The 14504-nt window shown below is 28.1% G+C and carries 13 protein-coding genes; 10 read left to right on the top strand and 3 right to left on the bottom strand.

The window, feature by feature from the left end:
* Window positions 1-14: 14 nt before the first annotated feature.
* On the bottom strand, window positions 15-935 hold the full coding sequence (locus tag ARA56_RS10115; protein WP_341380552.1) for a DUF362 domain-containing protein: 921 nt from the start codon (window positions 933-935) through the stop codon (window positions 15-17).
* Between the two features lie 237 nt (window positions 936-1172).
* Here ARA56_RS10115 and ARA56_RS10110 point away from each other — a divergent pair, with 237 nt between their 5' ends.
* From ARA56_RS10110 to ARA56_RS10100, 3 genes are all read left to right on the top strand, one after another.
* Window positions 1173-2024: a DegV family protein gene (locus ARA56_RS10110; RefSeq protein ID WP_055266320.1), complete on the top strand. Its 852-nt coding sequence runs from the start codon at window positions 1173-1175 to the stop codon at window positions 2022-2024.
* A 19-nt stretch (window positions 2025-2043) separates the two neighbouring features.
* A complete protein-coding gene (locus ARA56_RS10105; protein WP_055266318.1) occupies window positions 2044-2541 on the top strand; it encodes a DUF1836 domain-containing protein in 498 nt (165 codons plus the stop codon).
* A 180-nt stretch (window positions 2542-2721) separates the two neighbouring features.
* Complete coding sequence (locus ARA56_RS10100) at window positions 2722-3156, top strand: GatB/YqeY domain-containing protein (RefSeq protein WP_055266316.1); 435 nt, start codon at window positions 2722-2724, stop codon at window positions 3154-3156.
* 102 nt (window positions 3157-3258) lie between these two features.
* Here ARA56_RS10100 and ARA56_RS10095 read toward each other — a convergent pair whose 3' ends face one another.
* Window positions 3259-3843 (bottom strand): hypothetical protein, encoded by a 585-nt coding sequence (locus tag ARA56_RS10095; protein WP_055266314.1) that lies wholly within the window; start codon window positions 3841-3843, stop codon window positions 3259-3261.
* Between the two features lie 202 nt (window positions 3844-4045).
* On the opposite strand from ARA56_RS10095, the gene ARA56_RS10090 reads away from it, so the two are divergent.
* The 5 genes from ARA56_RS10090 to ARA56_RS10070 all read left to right on the top strand — a co-directional run bounded on the left by ARA56_RS10090 (window position 4046) and on the right by ARA56_RS10070 (window position 10311).
* Window positions 4046-5395: an MATE family efflux transporter gene (locus tag ARA56_RS10090; RefSeq protein ID WP_055266312.1), complete on the top strand. Its 1350-nt coding sequence runs from the start codon at window positions 4046-4048 to the stop codon at window positions 5393-5395.
* Window positions 5396-5761: 366 nt separating this feature from the next.
* Window positions 5762-6157 carry a hypothetical protein gene (locus ARA56_RS10085; RefSeq protein WP_055266310.1) on the top strand — a complete coding sequence of 132 codons (396 nt, stop codon included), beginning with the start codon at window positions 5762-5764 and terminating at the stop codon, window positions 6155-6157.
* 114 nt (window positions 6158-6271) lie between these two features.
* Window positions 6272-6721 carry a hypothetical protein gene (locus ARA56_RS10080; RefSeq protein ID WP_055266308.1) on the top strand — a complete coding sequence of 150 codons (450 nt, stop codon included), beginning with the start codon at window positions 6272-6274 and terminating at the stop codon, window positions 6719-6721.
* 288 nt (window positions 6722-7009) lie between these two features.
* On the top strand, window positions 7010-8605 hold the full coding sequence (locus tag ARA56_RS10075; protein ID WP_055266306.1) for a beta-N-acetylhexosaminidase: 1596 nt from the start codon (window positions 7010-7012) through the stop codon (window positions 8603-8605).
* A gap of 254 nt (window positions 8606-8859) precedes the next feature.
* Window positions 8860-10311 carry a protein adenylyltransferase SelO gene (locus ARA56_RS10070; protein WP_055266304.1) on the top strand — a complete coding sequence of 484 codons (1452 nt, stop codon included), beginning with the start codon at window positions 8860-8862 and terminating at the stop codon, window positions 10309-10311.
* 348 nt (window positions 10312-10659) lie between these two features.
* On the opposite strand, the gene yaaA is transcribed toward ARA56_RS10070, so the two are convergent.
* Complete coding sequence (gene yaaA / locus ARA56_RS10065) at window positions 10660-11400, bottom strand: peroxide stress protein YaaA (RefSeq protein ID WP_055266350.1); 741 nt, start codon at window positions 11398-11400, stop codon at window positions 10660-10662.
* A gap of 184 nt (window positions 11401-11584) precedes the next feature.
* Here yaaA and ARA56_RS10060 point away from each other — a divergent pair, with 184 nt between their 5' ends.
* Both ARA56_RS10060 and fucO read left to right on the top strand, forming a co-directional pair.
* Window positions 11585-12961 (top strand): clostripain-related cysteine peptidase, encoded by a 1377-nt coding sequence (locus ARA56_RS10060; RefSeq protein WP_055266302.1) that lies wholly within the window; start codon window positions 11585-11587, stop codon window positions 12959-12961.
* A gap of 303 nt (window positions 12962-13264) precedes the next feature.
* Complete coding sequence (gene fucO / locus ARA56_RS10055) at window positions 13265-14422, top strand: lactaldehyde reductase (protein ID WP_055266301.1); 1158 nt, start codon at window positions 13265-13267, stop codon at window positions 14420-14422.
* Window positions 14423-14504: the final 82 nt, after the last annotated feature.

Here is a 14504-nt window from a genome sequence, read left to right as displayed (position 1 = left end):
TTGTATTAATTATTTTATTTATCAACAGAAAATTCTTTTCCATAAGCACATTTATTAAAATGTTTTTCTGCATCAAGTAAATTCATTCCTAAGATTTTTATAGGGGAATTACTTTCAAGAGTAACTTCGCCACACCCTAGACCTTTATTTATAGATGAGTATAAATAATTTATAGCTTGAGGCTTAAAACCTAATAACCTAGCACCAATAGTATCTGTAGCAACAGGGTCAGTACCACATAGAACAATTCCAGTATGATTTCCAATTCCATTATGAGGACCAGTTCCTATCATTGCAGGATTTGCACTAACTATCGATAAATCTATAGTGAACTTTTCAAGCATAGCAGTTATAAAGCCATGTAAATCTTTATGGATTCCTAAGTTTTTCTTAGGATACCCATGTTCTTCACAAGATGGCCATCCCATAGCTATATTTTTTATAGATGCAGACATAGTAGCTTCTTCATGAATTTTAAGTTGTGTAAAGGAAATTAGAAAGGTCATTTCTTCGTATAGCTTATTTAATGATGTTGAAGTCGGACCGCTATGATTTAATGGAACACTTATAAAAGGTCCATAGTTTAAGTTGATGAATTCTACATTTTCTGATTTTATAACATCTGTATAACCTATATCGTTCATTACGGATTCAATATCTTTTTCAGCAGATGCTGTTGCAACTACAACTTTTTTAGGGTTGCAAGACTTAACGATTTTTATTAGTTCTCTTAAGCTTTCAGGACCAACTACATCACCATATCCAACACCGCCTTTATTAACAAAATTAGGAGTTATTACAACAACATCATCATTTTTTATCATGGAAGAAATATTAAGAAGGTTTAAGCCTTCTTTTATAGCTAAAGATTCATTAGAATTTTGAGTTATAGCAACTGTAGAATTTAAGTTTTTTCGTACTCTCAATATAATCACCTCTAAAGTAAATTTAATATTTATTATTTCCATTCTGTATAGTAATTAAAGTAAAAATTAATAATAAGAAAAATTATTTTAAAACTTATATGGAGAAAGCGTGAAGAAAATGTAAAGGTTATTGACAAAATGGTTTTAGGGTGGTAATCTAAAACAAATAGTTTTTAAAACTAGATAAATTAGATTGATAGACAAAATTACTTAGAATGCAATATAAAATGAATGGAGAAAGAATTTATGATTAGAATAGTATCAGACTCATCATCACTTTACTCAAAAAAAGATGGACAAGCTAAAGGGATTGAAATTGCTCCACTTTCAGTAACTATTAATAATAATACATATAAAGAATATGAAGATATTCAGACAGAAGAATTTATAGATATAATTAATGAAGGACATATACCATCATCTTCTCAACCATCAATAGGAGAAGTGTTAGAAATATATAGTAAATATCCGCAAGATGAGATAATTAATATTTCAATGGCTGATGGATTATCAGGTACATATAATTCAGCATGCATGGCAAGAAATATGGATGAAAATCCAGAACGTATTCATGTAATAAATTCGCAAACTTTATGTGGGCCTCAAAGATATTTAGTTGATTTAGCTACGACTTTAGCTCAAAATGGAATAGAAGCTAAGAAAATAGTTGAAGAGATAAATGAAACTCTAGATAAGTCAAAATCATTTCTAATACCTAATGACTTTGATTATTTAGTTAGAAGTGGAAGATTATCACCATTAGTAGGTAAGATTGGTGGATTAATCAAACTTGTTCCTGTAATGACTCTTGCAGAAGATAAAAAATCTTTAGTTAAATTTACTACTAAGCGTACTTTTAAAAGAGCAATACAAAGAATTTGTGAAGAAATGATAGAAGATAAAGTTGATTCAGATTGCAAAATTTACATAACACATGCTTGCAAAGAAGAGCTAGCAGAAGAAGCAAAAAAGATTATTCTAGGGAATATAGAAAATGCTGATATTGAAGTTAAACTTTTAGGACCTGCATTCACAACACAAGGTGGTCCAGGGTGTGTAGCAATTCAATATATTAGAAAACATGAAGTATTAAAATAGAAAAGTTTAGGAGGGACTAATGGAAGGTTCTAAATTTCATTTGCCAAGATTCAAGGAGTTACCACGTGTTCCTTTATATAAAGATCAGGTAATTACATATTTAGAAGATGTGGCTAAATCAATAAATGTTAGTACAAATGAAAAAGTGTTAACACCAACTATGCTTAATAATTATGTTAAGCAGAAGGTGGTATCACCTCCAAAGGATAAAAAATATAATGAGAAGCATCTAGCATATTTAATTGTAGTTTGTATATTAAAGCAGGTATTTAGTTTACAAGATATATGTAATCTTATAAATTTACAAATAGAGAGTTGTCCTATAGACACTGCCTATGATTATTTCTGTACAGAGGTAGAAAAAGCTATAGAGGCTATCTTTTTTACTAGAGATTTTTCATATCCTAGTTCTGCATCAGTAACTACACGAGAAAGTGAAATGGTAAGATCTACAGTTATGGCAGTTGCTCATAAATTATATATACAAAAGCAGTTAATTGATATGGAAAACAAATAAAATATTAGCTTTAGATATAAATCCGTAATGTAAAAATTGCGGATTTTATATTATTATAATTAGAAAATAATATTATTATAATCAGAAGTTTATTATTTCATTATATTGGTATATAATAATAAACAAGGAAGAGTAGTATTTAAATATCAATTTAATATATAGAATAGGAGATTAAATAGTATGTTAAAAGAACAATTAAAAAAAGATGAAATAGCAGCAATGAAAGCAAGAGATAAGGCAAGAGTAAGTGTTTTAAGAATGGTTAGTGCTGAAATTAAAGCTTATGAAGTTAATAATAGGGAAGATATTTCAGATGAAAATGTTATTAAAATAATTGAGAAGAGCATAAAACAAACTAAAGAAGCTTTAGAGTATGCGAAGCAAGCAAATAATGAAGAAAAAATTCAAGAAGGAAATTTTGCGTTAGAAGTGTTAACACCATACCTTCCAAAGCAATTATCTGAAGAAGAAGTTACTGAAATGTTAAAAGAAATAATAGCTAATGGAAATTACACAGCTAAGGATATGGGGAAAATTATGAAAGAAATAATGCCTATGATAGCTGGTAAGTTTGATAGATCAAAAATTAATCCAATGGTAAAAGGGTTACTATAAAATAAAAATAAAGACTGTTTCAAAGTTATATAGATTAATTTTGAAACAGTCTTTTTTGCATATATATGAGAAAATATATTTAAGACATATTATATTAAAATATTAGCTTATTCCTAATTTTTCTTTTGCATCATCAATTAAGTTCTTTAAATCATCCATAGCATCATGAGAAGATTTTCCTATAGTTCTAAGACCTTTAACAACTTCATCTTTGCCTAAAGTTGCATAATCCTTAGTTTTTTCTGCAAATCCTGAAGTATAATCATCAACAGAAAGGATAGCTTTATCTATATCTGTAATAACTTCTGCATTTAGCTTATCAACTTCTGGAGTTCCTTTTTTCACAAAGTTGTTTAAATCAGCTTTAAAGTTTTCTAAGTTTGCTTTTAATTCAACATAAGAATTATTATAGACAGTTAGGAATTCTTCATTTGTTCCATTAAAAGTAAAATCTTCTGCATATATATCATAATTATCATATAAATTAGAATCACCAAAGTAATAGTTGTATCTTTCTGTTAAATAGTTTTGATACTCTTCTTTAGTTGTTGGAGTAGTAGAAGTATTTTCAGTAGTATTTTGTGAATTGCTATTAGAGTTATTTTCAGCTTTATTATTGCCACAACTTACAAATGTTAATAAAAGCATAGCTACTAATAAAGCTGAAATGAGTTTAATATTTTTCATTTTATAAAACCTCCTTAAATAATATATTTATAGTTTGCTTAAATTTTATAAGTATATTCCTAAGAAAATATAGCTTTTTTTATTGATAAAAATATGTATACAAATTTTATAAATATAGTGATATAATAGGCGAGGATTTAAAGGAAAAAAGTTAATAATTAAAGTAAATGCTTTAATATTATATACATGCAAAGGAGAAAAAATGGATATAAATGAAGTTTTAAATATGAATATATTTAAGGTATGGTCAAAGTTTGTAGTAGCTTCTATGGTTGGAATTGTATTAAATACTATATATACAATGGTTGATGGTATTTTTGTAGGACAAGGAGTTGGAGAAGCTGGACTTGCAGGAGTAAATATTGCTTGGCCTGCTGTAACTTTAGTTGTAGGTATTGGCTTAATGATAGGAATTGGGACAAGTAGTATTATAGCTATTCATATGGGAAGAGGTCATAAGGAAAAAGCTGAAAAATGCTTAGGTACAGCTATTAAGTCAATTATTATAATTGGAAGTATAGTAATGATTTTAGGGCTTATATTTAGAGAACCTATAATAAAAATGTTGGGTGCTACAGCAGATACAATAGGTTATGCAAGAGATTATTATACAATAATTTTCATTATTTCTATACCGTATATATTTTCAACAGCATTAAATCCTATTGTAAGAACTGGGGGAAGACCTGATTTATCAATGATAATGATTGGGGTAGGTGCAATTGCTAATATAATATTAGATTGGCTATTTGTTATGAAGCTTGGATATGGAGTAAAAGGTGCGGCTTTAGCAACTAGTGCAAGTATTTTTATATCAATGGTGATATCTTTATTACATTTCTTAAAAGGAAAGTCAAATATAAAAATAAAAAAAGAATATTTTAAAATAGATTTAAGAAATTTAAAGAAAATATTAAAGATAGGGTTTGTAAGTTTTGCAGTACAACTATCTTATGGAATTATACTTTTAGTACAAAATAGGACTATGTTTGCTTATGGAAATACAGTTGATGTAGCAATTTATACCGTTGCAACATATATAAATTGTTTTCTAGTAAATACATGTATGGGAATTGCTCAAGGATTACAACCTTTAATAGGATATCATTATGGTGCAAATAAATTAGAGCGAATGAAAAAATTATTATACATAACTATCGTTATTTGCGTTATTGGAGGAGTTCTTGTTTATACTAGTATAGTATTTTATGGTAGAGAGATGATTTCTATATTTGGAATAGGTAGTGAAAGCTTAGATTTTGCTTATGATAAGATATTAATTTATTGTATTGGAAGTCCTATCATAGGAACAATTTTTACAATGAGTGGATATTTTCAAGCTATAGGTAAAAATATATATGCAAATATAATTTCTATAGGAAGAGGATTTGTGTTTCAATTTTTATTTACATTAATTTTACCACCTTTTATTGGAGTTACTGGAGTTTTCTTATCATTACCCTTAGCTGAATTAATTACGTTGATAATATTAGTTTATATAATATTTGTTGAAAGTAATAAAAGAAGTAAGCAAAATGTTTTGAAAGTTTAGATTTAATATAGAAATTTTAAAGTAGCATAATTACAAATGAATTTAAAATATTAGCGTATTTATGGATAAAACTATAAATACGCTTCTTTTCTTATATAGGAAAGTTTAGATGTTTATGCTCATAGGATAAATCGAGAGATTTCTGTTAAAAGTGATGATTACAAAGGGGAATATATTGTAATGGAAAAAAGATAATTTGATTTTTCTAGAAGAAGAATTTCATACTGAACTTTTTGTAAGTAACTAATAATTAAAAATAATTGTAAAAAATATAATAAATATTATTATGATGTGTAACAAAAGTGCAAATTGATTAATAGTTTGTAGTATATGAAAAATATATTTTTTATGACGGAGGATAAAAATATGGATTTAATTATTAAGGAAGTAGCTGCTACAATTAACTGTAATACTTGCCCTTGTGATACAAGTGTTGTATATGATGCAGGAACAATTACTCCTGATACACAAGTATCATTAATTGACTTTAATGTAACATTAAATAATGTTTGTGTAGATTCTAGATTTGGTATATTTGTAAGAATATATTTTACACCAAATGGTGGTACAACATCATTAGTTGGAATAGCAGGAAAATCTATTGATGTAGATGAGTATGTAGATGAAGCTGATTCTGGTTGTTATGATGACGTTACCATTCCATTCGAAGATGTAGTAGTATGGGTTCCTTATTGTTTTAATGGAACTTTTAGTTTTGAAGTATTTGGAAATTATCTTCAATGCCCAGATTTTGATGATTAATTAAATAATTAATTATTTTTAAATATTATAATGGGATATCGTTATTGAGATATCCCTATTATTAAATGAAAGGTATTTGTTTGATTAATAGTATTAATTAGTAAGGTGATAAAGATGAATGAAATAATATGTTCCAATAAGGATTTAGGGAATATTGCAGAAATAAATGTACACAGTAATTGTAGCCTTGTAAGTTTTGTAGTAAAGTTTTGCAAACTAATTAATTGTTGTAGGTATTTTGTTGTATTGCAGTTACAAGCAGACTTTGGCGATGGAGAGGGGTTTGTTAATGTTGCGATATTAAACAAAAAATTTTGTGCAATTAATAATAGGATACCACCTTATAGATGTATTAATTATAATATATTCTTCAACAATATAGTTATTGATGTTCCTATTTGTAAAGAGATAGTAAAATATAGGATTAAGCTTATAGGTATAAATTGTATCGGAATTATTAAATGTTGTAAGAAGTTATACAAAGAAGATAATGATTTAAATAATACTAATAGATTCTGCAATAAATATATTGGAAAATGCGTTATAAAGATACATTCTTCTTAAAAGTTAATTTAGAGATTAATACAGAATCATAAGAAATTTAATATATATAATAATTATTAGAAATTATGGCAACTGTAGAGATTTTACCCCTTTAGTTTTTACTTCTGGGGATTTTTTTTTATTTCTATATACTTAGAAAGTTTTCAGGTAAGCACTTTTCTTTTTAGGATAGTAAAAATATTGTATAACAAATTAATATAACAAAAGTATAGAAAATAATTATTGGTTATAAAATAACAATAAGCTTTATTATTATGAAAATTTATTGATGTATAGGATGGTGAACAAATGAGGAATACATTTAATAAGAAGTGGAGCAAAAAAAATATATTTAGTATAACATTAGCAGGTATAATAACCTTTTTAATAGTAATTGCTAATAATTATAAAGAGGTAAAATCAGAAGAGAATAATAGTAATAGTATTATACCAAAGCCATTAAGTTATGAAGAAGGTGTTGGTGAATTTAACATAACTAAAGATACTTCTATTTATATTAATGGTAAAAATGAAAAAGAAACAAAAGAAATTAATAAAGTTGCAGAGTTTCTAAAGGAAAAATTACAACCAGCAACAGGGTTTGAATTAAATATTATTAAAGGGGATAATCCACCTCAAGGTAATATTTATTTGACTACAGTAGGTGGAGAGGAATCTCAAGGTAATGAAGGGTATCAGATGATAATAAATGATGAAGGAGTTAAGATTATTGCATTTAAACCAGAAGGGCTTTCAAGAGGAGTTCAAACATTAAGACAGTTATTACCAGCATATATTGAAGGCAATGCAGTTGTTGATAATGTCAGATGGATAGTTCCTGACGCAACTATAGAGGATAAACCAGAATATAGTTATAGAGGATTAATGATTGATGTAGCAAGGCATTTTTTCACTGAAGATGAAGTAAAGCGTCAAATAGATTTAGCTGCTCAATATAAAATAAATAGAGTTCATTTACATCTTAGTGATGATCAAGGGTGGCGTTTGGAAATTAAGAAGTATCCAGATTTAACCTTAATAGGTGGTAGTACTGAAGTGGGTGGAGGCCCTGGTGGATATTATACTCAAGAGCAATTTAAAGAAATAGTTGAATATGCTCAAGAAAGATATGTAGAAATAATTCCTGAGTTTGATATGCCTGGACATAGCAATGCGGCATTGGCATCTTATGGATTTTTAAATCCAGATGGAGAGAAGAAGCCATTATATACAGGAATAGAAGTCGGATTTAGCACTTTTATGACCCATAGCGAAAAAACTTATGAATTTATAGATGATGTAATTAAAGAGGTTTCAGCAATATCACCATCAAAATATTTTCATATAGGAGGTGATGAAGCAGAGGCCACTCCAAAAGCAGATTATAACTATTTTGTAGGAAGAGTAGCTAAAATAGCTGAGAAGTATGGAAAGACTCCTATAGGATGGGATCCAATAGATACATCTCCAGAAATAAATTCTAGTGTAATATTACAAAATTGGAAAGACTCTAATGAAGATGCTAGAAAAAAGGATATGAAAATGATAATCTCAATAGCAGGTAAAACTTATTTAGATATGAAATATAATGAGAGTACTCCATATGGATTAGATTGGGCAGGATATATTCCAGTAGAAACTGCATATAATTGGGACCCTACTGATTTTGCACCAAAAGATTTAGTATTAGGTATAGAAGCACCATTATGGAATGAAACAATTTCAACTCAAGACCAAATGGATTATATGATATATCCAAGGCTATTAGGTTATGCAGAGATAGGATGGACACCTAAGGAAAATAGAGATTGGAATGAATATAAGGTTAGATTAGAAAAACAAGGCGAAAGAATGTTTAATGAAGGTATAAATTACTATAAAGACCCTACTATATGGAGTGATTAATTAGGAGATATAAGATAAGTAGGGGAATGTTCAAATAAAGATTTGGGCTACCAATATTATTTGGTGGTCCTTATTATTTCAGGTTGAAAGTATAAGTGAGTTAATAAATATAGAGATTAAGAAAGTATTTTATAATAATAACTATCTTTTAATAATGATTATAATAATATATAATTTTATAAAAACTAATATAAAAATTATAACCATGGGCAACTTAAGTATGTGAAGAGTTACTATTTATAATTTTGAAGGAGATGAGAAAAATTAAATTAGAAAATACATATATAAAATTACCTGAAGTTTTTTATAGTAAGCAAAAACCAAGTCATGTGCCTAAACCTAAGCTTGTTGCTTTTAATTATTCACTAGCAGAAGAATTAGGATTAGACGTAAAATATTTAGAAAGTTCAGAAGGTGTGGAAATACTTTCAGGAAATAAAGTTTTAGAAGGGACAACGCCTATAGCTCAAGCTTATGCAGGACATCAATTTGGATATTTTACAATGTTAGGTGATGGAAGAGCTGTACTGCTAGGAGAATTTATAACACCTAAAAATGAAAGATTAGATATTCAGCTAAAAGGTTCAGGTGAGACACCATACTCTAGAGGTGGAGATGGAAAAGCTTCATTAGGACCTATGCTTAGAGAGTTTATTATAAGCGAAGCTATGTATGGTCTTGGAATTCCAACTACTCGTAGTTTAGCCGTAGTTGAAACAGGTGAGACAGTCATTAGGGAAAGATTATTGCCAGGAGCAGTATTAACACGTATAGCTTCTAGTCATATAAGAGTTGGAACTTTTCAATATATAGCAAGCTATGGATCAATTGAAGATTTACGAGCTTTAGCAGATTATACTATTGAAAGACATTATAAAGAGTTAGTTAATGAAGAAAATAAGTATCTTAAATTCCTTAAGGAAGTAATAAAAAAGCAAGCTGACTTAATATCTAAGTGGCAATTAGTAGGATTTATTCATGGTGTTATGAATACAGATAATGTGACTATTAGTGGAGAAACCATCGATTATGGACCTTGTGCATTTATGGATATATATAATCCTAGTACCGTATTTAGCTCAATAGATAGAAGTGGACGTTATGCTTATGGAAATCAACCTAATATAGGAGCTTGGAATCTTGCAAGGTTTGCTGAAAGTTTACTACCATTATTAAGTGACGATAAGGATGAAGCTATTAATATAGCTCAAGAAACTATATCTGAATATCCTAAAATCTTCAAGAAAAAATGGTTAGCAGGAATGAGAGGTAAATTGGGATTATTTAATGAAGAAGTTGAAGATGAAGCCTTAATAAATGAACTTTTAACCATTATGGAGAAAAATAAAGCAGATTTCACAAATACATTTAGAGCGTTAACTATGAATAAAGTAGAAGACACTGGTATGGTAGGAAAAGAAGAATTTGATAGATGGTATGAAAGATGGCAACAAAGGCTTACAAGACAAGATAAAACTAAAGAAGAAGTATATAAACTTATGAAAAGTAATAATCCATCAATTATCCCAAGAAATCATAGAGTTGAAGAGGCTTTAGAAGCTGCTGTTAAGAATTCAGATTATACGGTCATGGATAAGCTTTTAGAGGTTCTTAAAACTCCATATGATTATAGTGAAGATAAAGAGGAATATGTATCATTACCTAAAGAAAGTAAAGTTCCATATAAAACTTATTGTGGAACTTAAGAAATAAAGTGCGAATTAATATGACGTAGAAAATAATAAAATTAATAGCTACAGAAACTAACCCACTCGCTAAGAACTTTTAGCCACTAGCTTATGTTAAAATGCTAAAATTTAAAAACTCGCGAGCTCAAACATTTAAATTTCTTAACGCATTTTCACAACGATATTGGCTAAAGTTCTAAAGCTCATTCTATGTTTCTTACACTATTAATTTTATCATTTTCTGATATGTCATAATCATTTCTTAAATTGCTAAAAAACTACATAAAGTAAGAGTAATGAATTGAGCTGCAAGGAACTATCATGATAAACCTTTGGATAAACTATAATTTGATTACCCTAAATTATTTATTTTAAAAATACAAATTCATTTTCCGATGAATGTTTTTCTGAGTATTTAAATGATAAATCAGAAAAGTTTTTTATATCATTAATATTATGTATATTATTTGTAGCTAAATATCTAACCATAAGACCTCGAGCCATTTTCGCTTCAGTGGCTTTAACTTTGATCTTAGAGTCTTTTAGAGATCCAAATATACAGGTAATATATTTATCTTCTGGAGTTAAGTACTTTTCAATTGTTTTGCTATATTCTTTGGAAGCTAGATTTAAGATTATATCACTATCTTTACGTACTTCTTTATATATGTTGTCACCCCAAAAATCGTAAAGGTCTTTAAAGTTGTTCGTTTTAAGCTTGGCCTGCATTTCTAATCTATAAGGAGTTACTCCATCAAAAGGTTTTAATACACCATAAAATCCAGAGAGTATTTTTAAATGCTTATTTATATACTCAAATTCTTCGTTGGAAAAAGAATTAGGTGACATATACTTATATTGAATACCTTCGTATGAAAGTATACAGGGGGTAAAACCTTTAGTTAAATCCATATGTAAATATCTATCATAGTTAAGTTCAGCAATTTGATCATTACAAGCTAGTAATTGTTTTAAATTTTCATAAGAAAAACTTTTTAAAGTATCATAAAGAATTTGTGTTTTATCAATAAAGCATGGTATAGAAGTTGGTGATAAATCATCATCACATATATTCATTTTTTTTGCTGGTGAAATGATAATACTAATATTTTCTTTTGTCATAAAATCATCTCCTTTTAAGTTTTTTCAAGTATATCATATAATAAATGAATATTTTGGTACTATATATAAATATTAAACAATTTTATTATAATCAATTTTTAGAAATTATGAGATGATTTATATAAGTTATGATATAATTTTATAGTAGTTAAAATTTAAGGGGATATTTATGAAAAAGATATATAGATATATAGAAATAATAGTAATTAGTATTTTAACTGTTTTTATGTTTACTATGTGTACAAATAGTAAAAGTACATCAGAGGAAAATGCTGTTGTTCAAATAGAAGATGATGTTAATGAAATAAATGAAATTGTTGAAGCTGAAGAAAGCGTAGTTGAAAACTTAAAAAGAGATTACAGAACAAATATTAAAGGGAATAATGAAGACGTTGTTACTTTAATGATATACATGTGTGGATCAGATTTAGAATCTGAATATGGTACAGCAAGTGTTGATATAAATGAGATTTTATCTGCAGATATAAGTGAAAATGTAAATGTATTAATTCAAACAGGTGGATGTGTAGATTGGACTAATGATCAAATTAGTGAAGAAAGATCACAAATATTTTCAGTTGAAAATGGAGAGTTACAATTAGTAAATGATGATTTAGGGTTAAAGAATATGGCGGAATCAAGTACCCTAACAGAATTTATAAATTACTCTAAAGAAAGCTATCCAGCTAACAGATATGGTTTGATAATTTGGAATCATGGTTTTGGAACACTTGAAGGTTTTGGACATGATGAAAATTTTGAAAATGATAATATGGATGTTTATAGTTTAGCAAAAGCTTTGGATGACAGTAATACATATTTTGATTTTATAGGTTTTGACGCGTGTTTTATGTCTACAGTAGAGGTAGCTTATACTCTTGAACCTTTTGCAGATTATTTAATTGCATCAGCTGAAATTGAACCTTTTGCAGGGTGGTATTATACTAATTGGCTAAATCAATTATCAAATAATACATCTATAGATACAGTAGAACTTGGAAAAATAATTATAGATGATTTTGTAGAACATAACTCACGCAGGGAAGTTCCAGAAAATGCAGTATTGTCAATTACAGATTTAACTGAGATAAGAGTTACCTATAATGAAATATGTAAATTATTAAGTGAAATAAATGAAGAGTTAGAAAATGGTAGCTTTGAAAAAATATCTTTAATAAGAAGTGAAGTTGAAGCTTATGCAGAGAATTTAACAGACCATGTAGATATATTAAGATTGGCAGAGATGATAAATTTAAATTCATCACAAAAAGTAATAGATGCTATAAATAACTTAGTTAAATATACTGGAAAAACTACTACTATGGCTGAAGTAGGCGGATTATCATTGTACTTCCCTTATTATAAGATGAATTATTTTAGTAAATTTCAAGATAACTTTGAAAGTTTAAATTTAAATAAAGAGCATTTTGAATTTGTAAATAATATTACTAATGTTATAAAAGAAGGTAAGATGGAAGTTATAGGTGAAGCACGTAAATTTGAAGAAGATAAGGAAGCTGAGATTAACAGATATAATAGTCATTAAATTATAGAATTATAATCAAGAGATATAATTTTTAGTTACAAGTGATAAGTGGCGGATTAATAGTGAAAAAATTCATTATTAACCTGCCACTTTTATTTTTATTATTAAGGGTAAATAAAGAATAATTTGAAATTAAATTTACATGATTTATTATTTAAGAGTAATTGATATACATTTAAAAATAGTGTAATGATGAATGATAATATATTAGCTATATTGTTGTTTTGTTAAGAAAATAGATATATAATTTATATGTAAAATATTTACAAATAATAGGGCGAATAAATATGAGGAGGTTATAAAATGAAAAAGTTTGTATTAAACGAGACAAGCTATCATGGAAGTGGTGCAATAAATGGAATAGTTGATGAGGTTAAAGCTAGAGGGTTTAAGAAAGCTTTAATAGTAACTGATTCAGATTTAGTTAGATTTAATGTTGTTAAGAAGGTAACTAACTTATTAGATAAAAATGAATTAGTTTATGATATCTATGATGAAGTAAAAGCTAATCCAAGTGTAAAAGTTGTTCAGAATGGTGTTGAAAGATTTAAGGAAAGTGGAGCAGATTATATGATAGCAATTGGGGGTGGATCTCCTCAAGATACTGCAAAATCTATAGGGATAATAATAAATAATCCAGAATTTGCTGATGTTAAGTCTTTAGAAGGTGTAGCACCAACTCAAAATAAGAGTGTACCAGTTATAGCTGTAGCAACAACAGCAGGAACAGCAGCTGAAACTACTATAAACTATGTTATAACTGATGAAGAAAAGAGAAGAAAGTTCGTATGTGTTGACCCACATGATATACCTGTAGTTGCAGTAGTTGATCCAGATATGATGAGTAGCATGCCAAAAGGATTAACAGCAAGCACAGGATTAGATGCTTTAACTCATGCTATTGAAGGTTATACTACTTTAGGTGCATGGGAATTAGCAGATACATTAAATTTAAAGGCAATAGAAATAATAGCAAGAAGCTTAAGAGCGGCAGTTGAAAATGATCCAAAAGGAAGAGAAGATATGGCTTTAGGTCAATATATGACTGGTATGGCATTCTCAAATGTTGGATTAGGAGTTGTTCATGGTATGGCTCATCCATTAAGTGCTTTTTATGATACACCTCATGGAGTAGCAAATGCAGTGTTATTGCCATATGTAATGAGATATAACAAAGATTATACAGGAGAAAAATTTAGAGAAATAGCTAGAGTTATGAACGTAGCTGGCGTTGATGAAATGACTCAAGAAGAATATAGAGAAGCAGCTATAAATGCAGTTATTCAATTATCAAAAGATTGTAATATACCTCAAACATTAAAGGAAATTGGAGTTAAGGAAGAAGATTTAGAAGCTTTAACAGATGCTGCAATGGCTGATGTTTGTACTGGCGGAAATCCAAGACCTTGTGTAAGAGAAGAAATTTTAGAACTTTATAAAGAAGCATATAGAGGGATTTAGTTCACTGAATAGAGGTAAATTTTGACTTCATTAATATTTGTAAGTGACTTTCTCTAGGAAAAAGTGATTTGTTTAAAGGGAA

This window comes from Clostridium disporicum (assembly GCF_001405015.1).
Lineage (GTDB): Bacteria > Bacillota > Clostridia > Clostridiales > Clostridiaceae > Clostridium > Clostridium disporicum_B.
The sequence above is the reverse complement of the archived record's forward strand: the minus strand, read 5'-3'. Positions and strand labels throughout refer to the sequence as shown.